The sequence below is a fragment of the Actinophytocola sp. genome (assembly GCF_036555685.1).
In the GTDB taxonomy this organism is placed as follows: Bacteria; Actinomycetota; Actinomycetes; order Mycobacteriales; family Pseudonocardiaceae; genus Actinophytocola.
On record NZ_DATBKY010000316.1, the window covers coordinates 1 to 17,154 of the forward strand.

General features: G+C 72.4%; 13 protein-coding genes and 1 pseudogene. 2 read left to right on the forward strand and 12 right to left on the reverse strand.

The window, feature by feature from the left end:
• The 4 genes and pseudogenes from VH969_RS33840 to VH969_RS33855 all read right to left on the reverse strand — a co-directional run.
• Positions 1-700 (reverse strand): annotated as a pseudogene (locus tag VH969_RS33840) (glycosyltransferase family 2 protein); the annotation flags it as partial.
• 351 nt (positions 701-1,051) lie between these two features.
• Positions 1,052-1,675 carry a flavin reductase family protein gene (locus VH969_RS33845; RefSeq protein ID WP_331982202.1) on the reverse strand — a complete coding sequence of 208 codons (624 nt, stop codon included), beginning with the start codon at positions 1,673-1,675 and terminating at the stop codon, positions 1,052-1,054.
• Between the two features lie 55 nt (positions 1,676-1,730).
• A complete protein-coding gene (locus VH969_RS33850) occupies positions 1,731-3,683 on the reverse strand; it encodes a glycosyltransferase (protein WP_331982204.1) in 1,953 nt (650 codons plus the stop codon).
• 98 nt (positions 3,684-3,781) lie between these two features.
• Positions 3,782-6,607: a PQQ-dependent sugar dehydrogenase gene (locus VH969_RS33855; protein WP_331982206.1), complete on the reverse strand. Its 2,826-nt coding sequence runs from the start codon at positions 6,605-6,607 to the stop codon at positions 3,782-3,784.
• Between the two features lie 299 nt (positions 6,608-6,906).
• On the opposite strand from VH969_RS33855, the gene VH969_RS33860 reads away from it, so the two are divergent.
• The gene (locus tag VH969_RS33860; protein WP_331982208.1) at positions 6,907-8,916 is read left to right on the forward strand and encodes a DUF6541 family protein; all 2,010 of its coding nucleotides are present in this window, start codon (positions 6,907-6,909) and stop codon (positions 8,914-8,916) included.
• 3 nt (positions 8,917-8,919) lie between these two features.
• On the opposite strand, the gene VH969_RS33865 is transcribed toward VH969_RS33860, so the two are convergent.
• From VH969_RS33865 to VH969_RS33880, 4 genes are read right to left on the reverse strand one after another with little or no spacing between them, the layout of a single operon-like run.
• On the reverse strand, positions 8,920-9,798 hold the full coding sequence (locus VH969_RS33865) for a glycosyltransferase family 2 protein (protein WP_331982209.1): 879 nt from the start codon (positions 9,796-9,798) through the stop codon (positions 8,920-8,922).
• Complete coding sequence (locus VH969_RS33870) at positions 9,795-10,169, reverse strand: DUF2304 domain-containing protein (RefSeq protein WP_331982211.1); 375 nt, start codon at positions 10,167-10,169, stop codon at positions 9,795-9,797. Before VH969_RS33870 ends, VH969_RS33865 begins: the two co-directional genes overlap by 4 nt.
• Positions 10,166-10,936, reverse strand: coding sequence for a glycosyltransferase family 2 protein (locus VH969_RS33875; protein WP_331982213.1), 771 nt, complete (start codon positions 10,934-10,936; stop codon positions 10,166-10,168). The genes VH969_RS33870 and VH969_RS33875 overlap by 4 nt, the downstream gene beginning before the upstream one ends.
• 33 nt (positions 10,937-10,969) lie before the next feature.
• Positions 10,970-12,295, reverse strand: coding sequence for a hypothetical protein (locus tag VH969_RS33880; RefSeq protein ID WP_331982215.1), 1,326 nt, complete (start codon positions 12,293-12,295; stop codon positions 10,970-10,972).
• Between the two features lie 62 nt (positions 12,296-12,357).
• On the opposite strand from VH969_RS33880, the gene lhgD reads away from it, so the two are divergent.
• Positions 12,358-13,539, forward strand: coding sequence for an L-2-hydroxyglutarate dehydrogenase (gene lhgD, locus VH969_RS33885; RefSeq protein WP_331982217.1), 1,182 nt, complete (start codon positions 12,358-12,360; stop codon positions 13,537-13,539).
• 133 nt (positions 13,540-13,672) lie between these two features.
• On the opposite strand, the gene VH969_RS33890 is transcribed toward lhgD, so the two are convergent.
• The 4 genes from VH969_RS33890 to VH969_RS33905 form a co-directional block, all read right to left on the reverse strand.
• Positions 13,673-14,899, reverse strand: a complete 1,227-nt coding sequence (locus VH969_RS33890; protein ID WP_331982219.1) for an RNA polymerase sigma factor — start codon at positions 14,897-14,899, stop codon at positions 13,673-13,675.
• Positions 14,899-15,246, reverse strand: a complete 348-nt coding sequence (locus VH969_RS33895; protein ID WP_331982221.1) for a YciI family protein — start codon at positions 15,244-15,246, stop codon at positions 14,899-14,901. The genes VH969_RS33890 and VH969_RS33895 overlap by 1 nt, the downstream gene beginning before the upstream one ends.
• An 84-nt stretch (positions 15,247-15,330) precedes the next feature.
• Complete coding sequence (locus tag VH969_RS33900; protein ID WP_331982223.1) at positions 15,331-16,056, reverse strand: ZIP family metal transporter; 726 nt, start codon at positions 16,054-16,056, stop codon at positions 15,331-15,333.
• Positions 16,053-16,955 carry a DMT family transporter gene (locus VH969_RS33905; RefSeq protein WP_331982225.1) on the reverse strand — a complete coding sequence of 301 codons (903 nt, stop codon included), beginning with the start codon at positions 16,953-16,955 and terminating at the stop codon, positions 16,053-16,055. Before VH969_RS33905 ends, VH969_RS33900 begins: the two co-directional genes overlap by 4 nt.
• Positions 16,956-17,154 lie beyond the last annotated feature (199 nt).

Sequence of the window (17,154 nt, forward strand, 5' to 3'; positions counted from 1 at the left end):
CGATCACCTCGAGCCGGCCGGCGAGCCGAGCGGCGGCCTCGGTGAACCGCGGGTGCGAGGAGATCTTCTCGGTGCCCTGGTCGGCCACGTACACCCGGCTCACGACCTCGAGGACGGCCGGGTCCTCGCTCAGCGCCAGCAGCGTGGCCACGCAGTCGTCGACCCGGTTGAAGGTCGTGGTGCCGACCGCCACCCGCTGCCTGGGCAGCTCCCGGTCGGTCAGCCAGGCGGCGTCGGCCACCTCGAGCGGGGTGTCGTCGGTGAACACGTCGAACCAGATCCAGCCGCCGTCCTCGAACGGCGCGAGGTCGACCGGGAACTCGAGCGTGCGCGGGCCGTCCTCCTGATGCACGGCCTCGCCGGTCACGTGGGCGATGTCGCCGCCCAGCTTCGACCGGTACACCTCGACCCGCCCGGCGCCGCGGACGGTCATCCGCAGCGTGACGTGGTTGACCTTGGTCCACCGCTTCCAGTAGCAGGCCGGGAACGCGTTGAACAACGACGCGAACGACACCCGCGCGGACGCCGGCACCACGACCTCCCGCCGCCCGGCGACGTGGCTGTGCGTGCCCGCGGGTTCGTCGACGTAGAGCGGCCGCACGTCGAGCGGGTCGCTGTCCCGCGGCAGGATCATCCGCTGCAGCACGCGATCGGTGTCGTAGCCCTGTTTGCCGGACCGGGTCGTAGCACGGGAAGCCATGCTGGGCATGGTAACCACCGGCGACTCGCCCGCTCGGCCGCCCTTTGTCCGCTATGCGGCGCACACCGAGACGACCGGGCCCAACGCGTACAGCCCCTGCGGCGGGCGGGTGGGGGCGCGCGGGTGCGGCGGCTGCGCGGCGCGGCAACCATCCACAAGCATGCAGTTGTCCACAGCGAACCCGAAGTCGATCTTCACCGACCCGATCTCCGGTACGCTGGAACGTGGGTGGCCCCCGGAGAGGGTGGGGCCGTGGACCAGTGGTTGTCGCGCGGGTTCCGCGACTGCGGGCGCCCGGATCTGTTGCGGCGCAGGCCCCTTGAGCGGGGCGTGCCGGCCTTTGGAGCCGGCTCAGGCGGCGGGCTGGGCGTGGGGCATCTGCCAGCCGGTGGCCAGGCTCGAGTCGCGGAGGTTCGCCGCCTCGCCGAAGTACTCGCAGAACTTCATGATCAGCGGGTCCCACCTGAGCGGGTCCACGTAGTCCTTACCGGGGATCAGCAGCTCCTCCGCCACGTGCGTGCGCCGCACCGAGACCTGGAACGCGGTCAGCCCGTCCGTCACGCGGTGGGCCGTGTCCAGCGTCGCCTCCAGCTGGATCGGGCACTCCTTCGCCCGCGGCGGCGACACCAGGTGCGAGCGCTGCTCCGTCAGGCCCGCCGAGGCGAACTTCGTGCGCGAGTGCGTGTAGCCGCGGGCCACCTTGTGCGGCGGCACGTCCGGGCGGGCGGTCAGCAGCGCGATCCGGTCGACCGCGTCCACGAGTGCCGACGACGGCAGGTTCAGCACGCATTCGCGCTCTCGATGGAGGTTCGCCGCCGTCTGGGACGTCTCCGCCAGACCCAGCAGGCAGGTCTGCCCCAGCCACCACGCCGACGACATCGGCGCGAGGTTGGCCGAGCCGTCCTCGTTGCGGGAGCTGATCAGGACGACGGGCGTGCCGAAGTACAGGACCTTGAGCGGCGTGACTCGGTGCATATCTCCACGATGCCGTGGGAGAACGCAGCCCTGCTGGCGGGAATCGGACGCCGCGTTAGTCCATGTTGTACAGACGGCGCCAGTTCTCCCGGCTGGTCAGCTGGGGCACCGCGGCGCGGTACTCCTCGCGCAGGCGCGGCATCTCGGCGACCAGGGTGCGCAGCACGCGCGCGGTCTGCTTCGCCAGCCGGATCGTCGTCTCGCGATCGCGCTTGCGCAGCCGCACGCCCTCCTGCGAGCCGTCGGTGACGACGGCCGTCGCGAACTGCGACACGTGCCACCACGTGGCGTCCTCCTTGGACACCGCGCCGATCGGGTGCACCGTGCGCCCGAGCGCCAGGTACGCCAGCCGCTTCGCCATCACCAGGCGGTTCTTCGTCGGCTTCGGGCCCGCCTGGATCAGCGGCACCGTGCCGGCCTTCAGCCCCGGCACCTCGGACGCCTTGTGCATCACCGTGTCCGGGTACTCCTTGCGCAGCGCGAAGACCTCCTTCGCCGCGGTCTGGCCGCCGTCATGCAGGAACTCCGGCCCGCGCAGGAAGTCCTCGACCGACTTGAGGATCGTGGCGGCGAGCCCGTACTGCATGGTCAGCAGGTACCGCGAGATCCGCGACAGGATCACCCTCGCGTGGTGCTTCGGCTCGATCGCCGCGTGCAGCGAGCTCACGATCAGCGAGTTACGAACCGCGAAGTACTCGTTCCACTTGTCCGCGTCCTTCCAGTCGAAGTCCGCGTGCCACAGGCCCGCGCCGGGCAGCGTGACCGTCGCGAAGCCGTTGGCCCGCGCGCGGTAGCCGTACTCCACGTCGTCCCACTGGAAGAACAGCGGCAGCGGCAGCCCGATCTTCGCGACCACCTCGGCCGGGATCAGGCAGGACCACCAGGCGTTGTAGTCCGCGTCCACGCGCCGGTCGCCGCGGTTGATCTTGCCGGTGGGGATGCCCTCCTCGTCGACCTCCTCGGCGAGCAGGTCCACGTCGTCGAGCGCGTTGGTGACCACCTTGCCCGGCTTGAGCTGCGCGAAATCGGCGTACTCCGCACCGGCCAGCAGCACCGTCGGGTGCAGCAGCCGCAGCATCTGGCCGCCGACGATCGTCGGCTCCGGCGTGCGGTTCGCGAACGCGGTCAGCCGGATCGCGATCTCCGGCTCGCACAGCACGTCGTCGTCCATGAACAGCAGGTTCGCGTGCTCGGCGTCGGAGTTGACCCGGGCCGCCTCGGTCACCTCGTACATGCCGCGGCCGAACCCGCCCGCGCCGCCGAGGTTGGGCTGGCGGATGTAGCGCAGCCGCCCGTCGAGGGCCTTCTCGATGTCCGGGAACGCCGGCCGCGACTCGACCGTGTCGCTGCCCTGGTCCACGACGTAGATCGCGTCGAGCACGTCCAGCGCCTCAGGGTCGCCGCCCAGCGACTGCAGCGTCTTCGTACAGTCGTCGGCGCGGTTGAACGTGCAGATCACGACCGCGGTGGGGCGCAGCCGGTGCGGCGGCTCGACGGTCCAGCGCAGCTTCTCGACCACGAAGTCGCTCTCGCCGGTGGTGAACTCGAGCCAGAGGAACCCGCCGTCGACGAACTTGTCGAGCTTGGCGCTCAGCGTGATCGACTCGCCGGACAGGCCGCTGACGTCGCGCGCGGCCACCGTCCGCGTCTCGCCCGCGACGTCGGAGGCGACGACCGCGATCCGGCCCGAACCGGACGCCGTGATCTCGACGTCGACGGAGTCGACGACCGTCCAGCGCTGCCAGTAGCTCGCCGGAAAGCGGCCGAAGTAGGTGTCCGTGGTGACCTCGGACCCGGCGTGCACGACCAGCCGCTGCCGCTCGCGTACCGCGGCGCCGAACGTCACCTGCGCGTAGAGGTCGTCCGGGCACACCGGGTCGGGGCCGCGGAACAGGCCGCGCTGGACCACGAGCCGCCCGGTCGGCGCGTGTTCGACGAGCCGTTCGTCCCCCTTCCCCGCCGGCTGCGCGGTCGCTGCGTCGCTGGTGATCGAGCTGCTAGCGGGCATTCGAGTTCAGTCCTCCACGGGCGGAGTCCGGGCCGTCATCTCGCCCGGAGCCTACATTCGGCGGGTTGACCGAACACCGTTAGGGCAGGCAGAACGTGCTAGTAACGGCGGTCGGTGATCTTGCCGGTGGTCCGGTTCCACGTGATGTAGCCGTGCTGGTAGTTCTGCCTCGTGCCGCCGGAGATCGCGAACTCGTCGGTCGTCGGGTAGCCGAGGTAGGACCGCTCGGCGCCGAGTGCGCGCCAGCGGGTGCGGATGCCGCCGGTGACGCTGTGCGCGCCGGTCGCCGACGACCAGTAGATCGAGCCACCCTCGAAGTGGTCGTAGTAGCCGCGGCGGTCACCCGTCACCGCCAGGTTGGTGGTCGGGAACTTCAGCCGGCCGGTCACGCCGCCCGTCGCGGTCCACTTGGCGAGGATCGCGCCGCTCAGGTTGTGCGCGGCCTGGCCGTTCTTGGCGTAGATCGCGCCGTTCTTGAACTTGTTGTAGTAGCCGTTGGTGACCCGCCCCTGGTCGGTCGTCGGGTAGCCGTAGCTGGACTTCTCGGCGCCCATCGCCCGGTAGCGGATGTGGATCGAGCCGGCGACGTAGTGGGCACCGGTCGCGGCCGACCAGTAGTACCCGCGGCCGCCGGAGAGCAGCACGTACCGGCCGCCGTTCGCGCCCGCGGTGTCGTCGGTCGAGGGCACGCCCACCGCGGGGTGCCCGCCGACGTGCAGGTACCCGGCCAGGATGGCGGCCATGATCGTGTGCGCGCCGGTCGCGGCCGACCAGTACATCCGGCCGTTGGCATAGACCCGCCAGCGCACGTTCGCGTCGCCCTGCTCCACGTCGGACGGGGCGCCCAGCGCGGTGCGGACGGCGGTGTCGGAGGCGTAGCGGCGGTCGATCGGCGTGCGGTACTCGACGGACAGCGTCTGGTCGGCGTCCGGCAGGGTCAGCTGGCGGACCCGGTTCGTCGTGCCGTCGCCCCACCTCTCGAAGGTGGCCACGCCGTCGAGTGCCTGGGCGGGCGCCACGATCGTCAGCGGCGTGCCGACCGTGAACAGGCCCGACGACGTCTGCTCGTCGCCGATGGTGAACCCGGCCTCGACACTGCTCTGGATCGTCACCCGCCGCTGCTTCGGGCGGACCGTGAACGTCTTCGACGTGGTGGCGCCCAAGCTGTCGGTGGCGATGGCGGTGACCTCGAGCCTGCTGTCGCCGGGGTGGCCCTCGAACGTCAGCCGGAACTGCGGACCCTGCTGCGCCTCGCCGGGGTGCTCGTGGCAGCTGGCGGCGTCCGCGCAGTGCACGATCACGGTCGCCCAGCTGACCTGGACCGAACCGTCCTCGGCGTCAGTGGCGGACGCGTCCGCGCTGATCACGTCGCCGACCGCGAACGTCTGCCCCGGGTCGGGCGCGGACAGGGTCAGCTCCGGCGCGTGGTTGCCCGGGTAGACCGTGGCCTGCGCGGTGCCGGCCTCGCCCTGCGGGTCGGTCGCGGTCAGCTTCACGGTGAAGCTGTCCTGGCCGGCCGCGTACGCGTGGGTCACGCGCTCGCCGTTCGCGCTGCCGCCGTCGCCGAAGTCCCAGTGGTAGGCCGGCGTGTCGCCGTTCGGGTCGTTGCTTCGGCTCGCGTCGAACGTGACCGTGCGGGTGGCCGGGTCGGCGGTCGAGGTGATCACCGCTGTCGGCGGCTGGTTGCCGGGCGCGTAGACGAGCCGGCGCAACACGCCCGCGCGCAGGTCGGCGTACACGATGTCGCCGCCGGTCGGCATGCGGTCGATCTTGACCGGGAAGCCGATCTCGGTGCCGAAGCCGTTCGTCTCCGGCGGGGTCGTGAGGCGGCCCTGCGCGTCGTAGCCCAGCGTCCAGAGCGTGTGGTGGACGTAGTCGCCGAAGAAGTACCGGCCGCGGTACTGCGCCGGGTAGCTCGAGCCGGTGTAGGTCACGCCGCCGGTGATGCTGCCGCCGCCGACGTGCAGGTAGGACCACAGCGGGGCGGCGCCGGTCTTGCTGGCGCACTCGGGCAGGTCGCGGTAGCCGGGCGTCTTGATCGGGCCCTCCCAGCAGGGCCAGCCGTAGTTGTTGCCCGGCGCGATGATGTCGACCTCTTCGTAGTGCGCCTGGCCGACGTCGCCGAGTACGGGCCGGCCGGTGCCGGGCTCGAGGCTGAAGCGGAACGGGCTGCGGAACCCGCTCGCGTACACGAGGCTGCGGATCGCCCGCGGCGCGCTCGCCGAGTAGTACGGGTTGCCCGGCACGCCGTCGCCGTTGGCCCTGAGGTGCAGCAGCTTGCCGTGCGCATCGTCGGGGTCCTGCGCGCGCAGCGCGAGCGGGTCGACGGTGCGGTAGTCGGCGGCGTCGCCGATGCTGATCCAGATCGTGCCGTCCGAGGCCGGGACGAGGCCGGTGATGCCGTGCACGTGGAAGTCGGCGGAGGTCTGGAAGATCGTCTGCTCGCCGGTGAGCCCGGTGGGTTTGCCCGCGCCGTCGAGCGTGAGCGTCCACCTGGACAGGCGCAGCACGCCGTTGATGCCCGAGCCGGGACCGGTGTCGGGCACCGAGCGGACCGTGTAGACGGTCTTGCTGGTCGCGTAGTCCGGGGCGACCGCGATACCGGTGAGGCCGAGGTCGCCGGCCGCGTTGGTCGACAGGTTCCCGAGCGTGCGGGTCTCGCCGGTGCGCGACGCCCAGGTGACCTTGCCGAACTTGCCGACGGCCAGGAAGCTCTCATCGGGCAGGTAGGCGAAGTCGGTGAGCAGGTCGCCCGGGTCCGAGCCGACCGTGGGGCGCATGCCCGTCGGGATGTCACGCAGCACGAAGCCGGACGGCAGCGTCTGCTCCGCGGCGAGGGCCGGCCGCGAGTCCGTGGTGGCGACGAGGCCGAGTACGGCGACCAGCACCACCAGCAACGCGATACGTCGGCGCTGCGTGATCACATCGACCCCCTCACGGGAAAGTGGCGGCACTCTGCCAGATATCTCGGCCCCCCTATCGCCCGGTGGAGGGCAATGGTTTCGCCGTAACGACTTCGTTTTGCCAAATAGTTAGAAAGGTGCTCACCCGGGGTTGGCTGTTCACACGTTCTGACGGGTCACTCCGCGGGCGAACCCGAGGTCGGGCCGGGTCCGCGCGGAGGCGCTCCCTAGAATCGGGCGCGCCATGCCGGGTCGACGGCAGTGGACCCGGAGTGCAGCACGGCCGGGGTTCGGCCGACAGATATGAGGTAAGTCGCGCGATGAACTGGATCGACGCCGCGCCGGTCGCGCTCGTCACGGTCGCCTGGCTGCTCGTGCCCGGCCTGCTGGTCAGCTACCTGCTGGGCCTGCGCGGCGTGGCCGCCTGGGGACTCGCGCCCATCACGGGCATCGCGCTGATCGCGTCGGCCGCCGTGCTCGGCGGTTTCCTCGGCGTGCCGTGGTCGTTCGGGTTCGTGTTGATCGTGTCGGTCGCGGTCGTCGCAGTCGTCGGCGTGCTCGCGTTCCTGCTGCGCCGCGCGGCCTTCCTGGCGAGCGACCCCGACCCGCGGCGCCTGACGCTGCTCGCGGCACTCGGCCTGCTCCCCGCGCTCGTGCTCGGCATGATCACGCTCATCCAGGCCATGGGCGCGCCGGACACGCTCTCGCAGACCTACGACGCGGTGTTCCACTACAACGCGCTCGCCTACATCGCCGACTCGCACAACGCCTCGTCGCTGTCGTTCAGCGCGCTCGGCAACCCGGACGTGCCGGGCTTCTTCTACCCCGCCGCCTGGCACGACGTCGCGTCGCTCGTGATGATGTCCTCCGGCGCGAGCATCCCGCTCGCCGCGAACGCGGTGACGGTCGTGGCGACGATCGTGCTGTGGCCGCTGTCCTGCCTGCTGCTCGTGCGCCAGCTGTTCGGCCGGCACACCGCGGCGCTCGCGATCACCGGGACGCTGTCCATCGGGTTCACCGCGTTCCCGTGGGACCTGCTCGGGTTCGGCGTGCTGTGGCCGAACCTGCTCGGCATGTCGATCGGTCCGGCGCTGCTCGCGCTGGTCATCACGCTGACCCGCTGGGCCAAGGACGACGCGATCGGCCAGGTGCGCGGCTGGCTGGCGCTGGTCGCCGGTCTCGCCGCGGGCGGGCTCGCCCACCCCAACGTGCTGTTCTCGGTCGCCGTGCTGTCGCTGCCCCCGATCGTCGCGCGCGTGGCGGCCCGGTCGTGGCGGCTGCGCAAGGCGGGCCACGGTGCCCGCGGCCTGGTCGAGGCGCTGCTGTTCGTCGCGTTCTTCTCGGTCGCCTGGTGGTGGGCGGCCACCACGCCGATGTTCGCGGCCACCCGCGACCAGTACTGGCCGCCGTTCGAGACGCCGGCCAACGCGGTCGGCGACGTCGCGCTCAACGCCACCCACCGGCACGACGCGCTGTGGCTGCTGTCGATCGTGGTGATCCTCGGCATCGTCGCGTCGCGCCGCTGGCCGGTGCTGCGGCTGCTGGTCGCGGGCCACCTGATCACGGCGTTCCTCTACGTGCTGACCGCGTCGATCAACCGGATGGACACGCAGAAGTTCACCGGCTACTGGTACAACGACGCGCACCGCCTGGCCGCCATGCTGCCGATCACCGGCGTGCCGCTCGCGGTCGGCGGCATCCTCTACCTCGCCACGAAGATCCTCGAGAAGGTCGGCACGACCGAGCGCGCGCCCGGCTGGCGGCGGCGGTGGGCCGGCAACCGGTGGCTCGCCTCGCTCGGCGCCCTCGCGGTGATCCTCACGCTCCTGCTGGGCGTCGGCACCCGCGGGCTCTACCCCGACGACCGGTACGACCGGGTCGTGGTCAGCTACGTGCCCAAGGGGCCCGCCTCCGTGTTGCTGACCCCGCAGATGCGGCAGTTCTACGACAAGATCGCGCGCGAGATCCCCAAGGACGCGGTCGTGGTCGGGAACCCGTTCGAGGGCAGCTCGCTGCTGTGGGCGCTGGAGAACCGGAAGGTGCTGTTCCCGCACTTCCGCAACACGACGAGCGAGCAGCAGGACCTGATCGCGAAGCACCTCGACGACCTGACGCACGACCCGGAGGTGTGCGAGGCGGTCGAGGACCTGCACGTGAAGTACCTGCTGATCGGCGGCGCCACCTTCCGCACGGCGGACACGAAGTGGAAGTACTACGCGGGGCTGTCTGACCCGTTCGGGCTGCCGGGCTTCGAGCTCGTCGACGAGTCCGGGCCGAGCAGGCTGTACAAGATCACCGGCTGCGACGCGGCGTCCCAGCCCGCGGGCTGAGGTTCAGCGCCGGCCGAGTGCGTGGCGCACCAGCGCGCGCATACCGGCGCCCTGGCGCACGGCCCGCGGCAGCATCGTCAGCGCGAAGATCCGCGAGGACACGTGCCGCCGCGCGACCCGGGCCGCGCGCGGCCAGCCGTGGCGAGTGAGCCGGTCGGCGGTGGCGGCGAAGAACTCGCCCGCCTCGGTGAAGCGGGAGCCGTCGAAGGCGGTCGCCGACGACTCGCTCGCGCCGTGCCGCCGGTACTCGAAGCACGGCGTGTCGTCGACGACGAGCCGCACGCCGCGCAGGACCAGCTCCATGAGCAGCGCGAGGTCCTGGATCACCCGCAGGTCGCGCCGGAAGCGGACCGAGGTGAGCACGTCGGCCCGCCAGGCGAGCGAGGGGAAGTAGAGCCAGTCGCCGCGCAGCAGGCTGACCGCGAGGTCCTCGCCGCCGAGCGTGACCCGGCCGCGCGGCGCGTAGATCCGGCGCTTGACCTCGTCGACAAGGGTGCGGGCCGGCCTTCCGTCCGGGCCGATGACGCGCACGCCGGGCTGGATGATGCCGGCCTCGGGGTCCGCGGCGTGGGCGGCGCGGACCGTGCGCACGTAGTTCGGCAGCATCCGGTCGTCGCAGCCCATCAGCACGGCGAGGTCGAGCTCGACGAGGTCGAGGCAGCGGTTGAAGTTGCCGGTGAGGCCGAGGTTCCGCGGGTTGCGCAGGTAGCGGACGCGCTCGTCGTCGACCGTCGCGAACCAGGGGCGGACGTCCTCGGCGCCGCCGTCGTCGACGACGGTGAGCCGCCAGTTCGGGTCGTCCTGGGCGAGCACGCTGGTCACGGCCTCGCGCAGGAGAGCCGCGTCGCCGTAGAACGGGACCAGGACGTCGACGGTGGTCAATCCGTGTTGTCCTGGGCGAGCTTCTCCTGCTTGAGCTCGGCGACGTCGAGCCGCAGGATCGCCACGTCCTCGGCGAGCTTGCGGGTCTCGTTCTCCAGCCGCGACGCCTCCCACGACAGGTGGAGCACGACGCCGACGAGGAACAGGATCGCCACGAAGAACAGCAGGTTCGTCGGCACGGCCACGCCGAGCGCGGACGCGATGCGGGTGAGCAGCGCGGGGAACGCGGTGAAGATCACCAGCACGACGCCGACGATCAGCCACAGGACCGCGTATTTCTCCTTGAGCTGGCGGCGGCGCAGCAACTCGACGATGCCGGCGAGCACGAGCACGCTCCCGATCAGCGCGATCAGGTAGTTGTTCTCCGTCACGGCACGCCTTCCTCGACCGCCGGGCGCAGCTGCGGCACGGGCACCGGGGTGATGTCCCAGCGCCGGATGAGCGCGAGCACCAGGGCCATGGCGGCCCGGCCGAGGTAGATCGCCGACTTGACCGGGCGGTGGCTCGGCTCGCCGCCGCGGCGCGGGCGCATGCGGGCCGGCACCTGCGTCACCGCGCAGCCCGCCCGTGCCGCGATGACGAGCGACTCGACGGTGTCGCCGAGGTACTCGTCGGGGTAGTGCTCGGCGAACAGCGGCAGCGCCTGGCCGCCGGTGGCCTTGAAGCCGGAGGTGGCGTCGGTGATCCGCGTGTTCGTCAGGCGGGACAGCACCTTGGAGAGCAGGACCATGGCCCACCGGCGCGGGCCGCTCACCCGGTAGCCGTCCTGCTGCTCGCAGAACCGGGCGCCGATGACGACCTCGGCCTGGCCGAGCTCGTCCAGCAGCGCCGGGACCTGCTTCGGGTCGTGCTGGCCGTCCGCGTCGACCTGGACGGCGGCGTCGTAGCCGTTGCGGACGGCGTAGCGGAAGCCCGCTCGCATCGCGCCGCCCACGCCGAGCCGGAACGGCAGGACCAGCACGCGGGCCCCGGCCCGGCGCGCGATGTGAACCGTGCGGTCCGTGGAGCCGTCACTCACTACGAGGACCGGGATTTCCGGCATCACGCCGCGGATCTCGCGCACGGTCTCACCGACCGTCTGCTCCTCGTTCCAGGCCGGAACGACGATCAGCGGGCGTAGGACGGGCGAGGCGGACACAGGCTTAGGTTAACTGGTCCAATCACTTTATGGTCACTGTTTTATTACATTTTCATCACCGCTGACCGGATCGACGCCCTTGGCCGACCGGCCGCTTCTCGATGCCCCGAGCACGCGATACAGCGAGGTCAGCATCACCGCGACGACCAACGCGGAGGCCACCAGCTGACCCGCCACGCCCGCCCGCAGCGGGTCGCCGGGCAACGCGAGGAGCGCCACGAGCGCCACGGTCCCGGCCGCCCAGGCGAGCGTGACGATCTTGTGCCGGCCGAGCGCGACGAGCCCCGGCTGCAGCACCTGCGCGACCATCAGGCCGACCGTGCTGACCCCCAGCAGGCCGACGACCGCGCCGGACAGCCGAACCTCCGCGCCGAAGAGCACCTGCACGGCCCACGGCCCGACGGTGAACGACGCGAGCACGCCGGCGAGCCCGATCGCCGCGACCGCGAGCAGGATCGCCCGCAGCCGGGCCCGCACGACGCCGAGTTCGCCCCGCGTGGCGGCCCGGGTCAGCGACGGCAGCAGCACGGCCTGGACCGGGGCGAACAGGAAGAGCGGTACCCGGGCGAGCACGAACGCCGACGCGAACGCGGCCGCGGTGGCGGCGTCCGCGCCGAGGCGCGGGGTCACGACGATCGGCGCGAGGTTCATCGCGAGCAGCATCAGCAGCGTGCCGCCGACGAGGAACGACAGCGCGCGGGCCATCCGGCCGGCCGACGCGGGCGCCGTCGACTTGCGCACCTCCGGCAGCTCGACCGGGCGGCGCAGCCACGGCAGGCCGGCCAGCGCGCCGAACGCCGAGCCGGCGGCGAAGGCGATCGCGAAGGTCACCGCGTTCGGCGCCCCGCTCGCGGCGATAACGATGCACGGCACGATCCGGGCCACGCCCTCGGCGCCGAGCGTGGCCGCGTAACCGGTGAACCGCTGCCGGCCGCCGACCAGCCCGCGCACTGCGTAGACCGCGGCGGAGGTGACGACGCTGAGCAGGACCGCGGCGAAGAGCCCCCATTTCCCCGCGAGTGCCTTGTTCGTCAGCACCGGGGAGATCGCGAGCAGGACGGCGACGACCCCCACGAGCAACGCACCGGCGAGGATGCTCGCGTTGCGGGTGACCGGCCGGGGGTCGCGGCCGGCGGCGATCTCGGCGCTGACCGAGCGGCTGGTCTCCTGCTCCAGCGCGGCGAAGATACCCGGACCGATGATGTTGACCAGCAGGTAGAGGCTCGCGGCCGCCGCGGCGTCGGCCGGGGGGAGCGTGTGGCCGGTCAGCGCGACGAACGCGTAGCCGGCGGCGCCCACGAGCGCGAGGCCGCCGCCGAGGTACAGCGCCGGGCCGAACCGGTCTCGTCCGCCTGCCACCCGGCCACCGTAACCAGGCGCGTATGGCCGGCGATCGATCAACCGCAAGTAGGGTCGGGTTCGTGCGACATGTAGCGGTGGTTGGTGGCGGGATCCTCGGGCTGGCCGTGGCGCGGGAGCTGACCGCGCGCGGCGACCACGTGACGGTGATCGAGAAGGAGGACCACTGGGCCGGGCACCAGACCGGGCACAACTCGAACGTCGTACACGCGGGCCTCTACTACGCGCCCGGCTCCTTCAAGGCGCGGATGTCGGTGGCCGGCAATCGGTCCATCGTGGACTTCGCGCGTGCGCACGACGTCCGCGTCGAGGTGTGCGGCAAGCTCGTGGTCGCCACCGAGGAGGCGGAGCTGCCGCGGCTGCACGCCCTCGCCGAGCGCGCGGAGGCGAACGGGGTGCCGGCGAAGCTGATCTCCCCGGCGGAGGCGCACGCGTACGAGCCGGAGGTGGCCTGCGTCGGCGCGCTGCGCGTGGAGTCGACCGGCATCATCGACTTCCCCGCGATCTGTGCGGCTCTCGTCCGGTCGCTGTCGTCGGCCGACCTGCGGCTGTCCACGCCCGCCCTCGGCATCCGGCCGGGCTCGCACGGCGGCGTGGAGATCGCGACGGGGACGGACATCGTGCGGGCGGACGCGCTGGTCAACTGCGCCGGCCTGCACAGCGACCGCGTGGCGCGGCTGGCCGGTGTCACGCCGCGGGCGCGGATCGTCCCGTTCCGGGGCGAGTACTTCACGCTGCGGCCGGAGTCGGCGCACCTCGTGCGGGGCCTGATCTACCCGGTGCCGGACCCGTCGCTGCCGTTCCTGGGCGTGCACCTGACCCGCATGCTGGACGGCAGCGTGCACGCCGGCCCGAACGCGGTGCTGGCGCTGCGTCGCGAAGGCTACCGCTGGCGCGACGTGTCGCTCGCGGACTTCGCGGAGACGCTGCGCTTTCCGGGGCTGTGGCGCCTGGCCCGCCACTACCCGCGCACAGCGGTCGACGAGGTCCTGCGGTCCCTGTCGAGGCGCCGCTTCGCGCGCTCGCTGGCGCGCCTGGTCCCGGCCGTCGGCCGCGAGGACCTGGTGCGCGCGCACGCGGGCGTGCGGGCGCAGGCCCTGCTTCCGGACGGCACGCTGGTGCAGGACTTCCTGATCGAGACCGCCCCGAACCAGGTGCACGTCCTGAACGCCCCCTCCCCCGCGGCGACCTGCTGCCTGGAGATCGCCAAGTACGTGGCCGACCAGGTATCCACAACCGGCTGACCTGTCCACAGCAACCCGCTGACACGCCTTTTCGTCAGCCCCCACCGGTAGAATTGATGTCGGGGCGGTCCCCCGGAGAGGGTGGGGGCCGTGGATTCACGGGTACGCGCGCGCGGATAGAACTGTGCCCGGCTCAGTCCAGTTCGGACAGTCGGCGGCGGGTGTGGTCCGCCGTCGCGGTGTTCATCTCCAGGGTCAGTGCCTGCTCGTACGCGTCCCGGGCTTCCGGCACGCGATCCAGGCGGCGCAGCAACTCCGCGCGGGTCGCGTGCCACCACGGGTACGCCGCCAGGCCCTCGATCGCGTCCACGAGGAGCAGGCCCGCCCCGGGACCGTCGCGTTCGGACACCGCGACCGCGCGGTTGAGGCGTGTCACCGGCGTGTCCTCCACGGCGAGCAGCACGTCGTACCACGACACGACCGCCGCCCAGTTGGTCTCCGCGTAGCTCGGCGCGAGCGCGTGGCACGCCGCGATCGCCGCCTGCACCACGTACGAGTTCGGCTCCGACGGCGTCCGGCGCAGCGCCCGGCCGACGAGCTCCACGCCCTCCTTGATCGACGCCGCGTGCCACCGCGACCGGTTCTGGTCCGCGAGCAGCACCGGCTGCCCGGCCGCATCGAGCCGGGCGTCGCGGCGGGAGTCGTGCAGCAGCAACAACGACAGCAGGCCCAGCACCGTCGGCTCGTCCGGCATCAGGTCGGCGAGCAGGCGCGCCAGCCGCAGCGCCTCGGCGGTCAGGGCGAGCCGGACCAGCGCGTCGCCGGACCCGGCCGCGTATCCCTCGTTGAAGATCAGGTACACGGTCGCCGCGACGCCCGCGAGCCGGGCCGGCAGCTCCTCGTCCGCCGGTACCCGGTACGGGATCCGCGCCCGCGCGATCTTCTGCTTCGCCCGCGTGAGCCGCTTCGCCATCGTCGCCTCCGGCACCAGCAGCGCCCGCGCGACCTCGGCCGTCGACAGCCCGCCGAGTGTTCGCAGGGCGAGCGCCACCTGGGTCTCGACGGCCAGCGCCGGGTGGCAGCAGGTGAACACGAGCCGGAGCAGGTCGTCGGGGTCGGGCTCGGCGTCGGCGATCCCCGTGCCGATCCCCGTGTCGATCACTCCCTCCGCCTCCTTGCCGGCGCGGCGGGCCTCGCGACGCAGGATGTCGATCGCCCGGTGCTTCGCCGTGACCAGCAGCCAGCCGCGCGGGTTGTCCGGCACGCCGTCCGCCGGCCACGTCTGCAAGGCCCGCACGACCGCGTCCTGCGTGGCGTCCTCGGCGACGTCGACGCTGCCGGTGACGCGGATCAGCGTGGCGAGTACCCGGGCACCCTCGTCCCGGACCAGCCGCGCGACCGCGTCACCGGCGCCGGTCATCAGCCGAACTCGATGATCGGGCGCACCTCGACCGCGCCGTTCCACGCGGCCGGGAGCTTCGCGGCGACCGCGACGGCCTCGTCGAGGTCCGCGCACTCCAGCAGGTAGTAGCCGGTCAGCGCCTCCTTGGTCTCGGCGTAGGGCCCGTCGGTGGTCAGGACGTCGCCGCCCTTGCCGCCCTTCACCCGGACCGTCGTCGCGGTGGCCGTCGGGTAGAGCGCCTTGCCGCCCTGGACCACGGCGCCGGCGGCGGCCATGAACTCGCGGTACTCGGCGAGCTCCGCGGCCTGCGCCGGCTCGGTCCAGTCGACGTCTGCGGTGTAGGTGAGAGCGAGGTAGCTGGGCATTTCGGTGCTCCCTGTGGGTCCGGCCGGCGCGGGTCCGCCGGCATCCACGATAAGGACGAACGGCGGGACGCCGAGATGGACAGCTCAGCCGGGAACGCCGCCGATCGCCACCGCGACGATGAACCCGGCAGTCGTGACGAGTGCGGTGACCGGGCCGCCCTCGTCGTGTGCCTCGGGCAGCATCGTCGAGGCGACCATCGTCAACACGGCGCCGGCCGCGAACCCGCGGATCGCGCCGACGAACTCCGGCGGCGCGCCCGCGACGATCAGGTAGCCGAGGCCCGCCGCGACCGCGGACACCACCGCGATGATCACCCAGAGTCCGACGATCCGGCGCGCGGAACGGCCGGACCGCCGCAGCCCGGCCGACGACGACATCGACTCGGGGATGTTCGACAGGAACACCGCGAGCACGAACGCGATGCTGACGCCGCCCGCGTCGGTCAGCGTGGAGCCGATCGCCATGGACTCCGGGATCCCGTCCAGCGCCGCACCCGCGACGATCACCATCGCGGCCGCCGCGGGTGCCGCGGTGGCTCGCCGGCGCCGGGGTGCCCCGCGTCGGCTGAGCACGACGTCGAAGCCGAAGAACACCAGCGCCCCGACGGCCATCGCGACTCCGGTCACGACCCCCGCCGCCGGCCACGCCTCGGCGACGAGCTCGAACGAGACCGCGCTGATCAGCACGCCCGAGCCGAACGCCATGACGAGCGCGATCGCCCGCGGCGACCAGGTCCGCAGGAGCGCCAGCACGCCGCCGAGCACGAGCGACGCGCCGCCGACGAGCCCCCACAACGCCGATTCGATCACCGCATCAACGTACGGCGTCCCGGCGCGTAGTACAGCACGAGCGCGCCGGCGATCAGCAGCGCGCCGCCGATCCCCGCCATGGTGAGCCGCTCGCCGTGGAAGGCGACCGAGAGCAGCGTCGCGGTGAGCGGCTCGAGCACGGTGGCGAGCGCGGCGGCCGTGGCCCCGGCATGGCGCACGCCGAGGAAGAAGGCGGCGTACGCGAGGGCCGTCGGCACCACGCCCAGGAACCCGACGAGCGCCACCACGTGTCCGGTCAGCGACACCGCCATCCCGAACGCCAGCCCGAACGGCGCCAGCAGCACGCCGCCGACCAGCAGGGCGGCCGAGGTGATCGCGCCCTGCCCGGGGACCGGCCGCTCGGCGAACAGCGCGAGCGCGGCGAATCCGGCGCCGGCCAGCAACGCCATGACAACCCCGGCGGCCGCGTGCCAGGCGTCGACCCCGGCCGGCCCACCGCAGAGCAACGCGAGACCGGCCACCGAGCCGGCGATCGCGACGAGCGCGCGGCCTTCGGGCAGCCGCCGCGCCCGGTACGTGGTGACCGCCGCGACGAAGACCGGCATGCTGCCGGTGGTGATCAAGGTGGCGAGGCTGACCGAGATCTGGGCGATGGACACCTGGTAGGCGGCCTGGCACTCGGCAAGCAGCGCACCGAGGACCAGCAGCCGGACCGGATGGGCACGCAGGTGCCGCAGGTGCCCGGCGGCCGCGACGGCGGTGACCGCGCACAGGCCGCCGGCGAGCAGCCGGTAGGTCGCGACGGCGACCGGGTGGAGGTGGCCCGCGGCGGCGAGCAGCGCGCCGGCCAGGCCGCCGGTGCCCGCGAGGACTCCCGCCGTGACGAGCATCGCGGACGAGACCCGCGCAGGGCTGATCGATATCGATGAGGTCGACAAGGGGAACGCTCCCGAGGCGTCGAAGAGATGTGGCGTCTTCGTCCGCGGGGCGCGCCCGGTGATCAGCGGGCGTGATCGTGGATCACACCGCCGGCGGCACCCCGCTCAGCCGGCGGGGGCGGCGAGGTGATCAGGCACGGTCGGCGCATGCCGCGACGCTACGTCGCGACCGCCGTCGCACGCGACCGGATTACGTGCG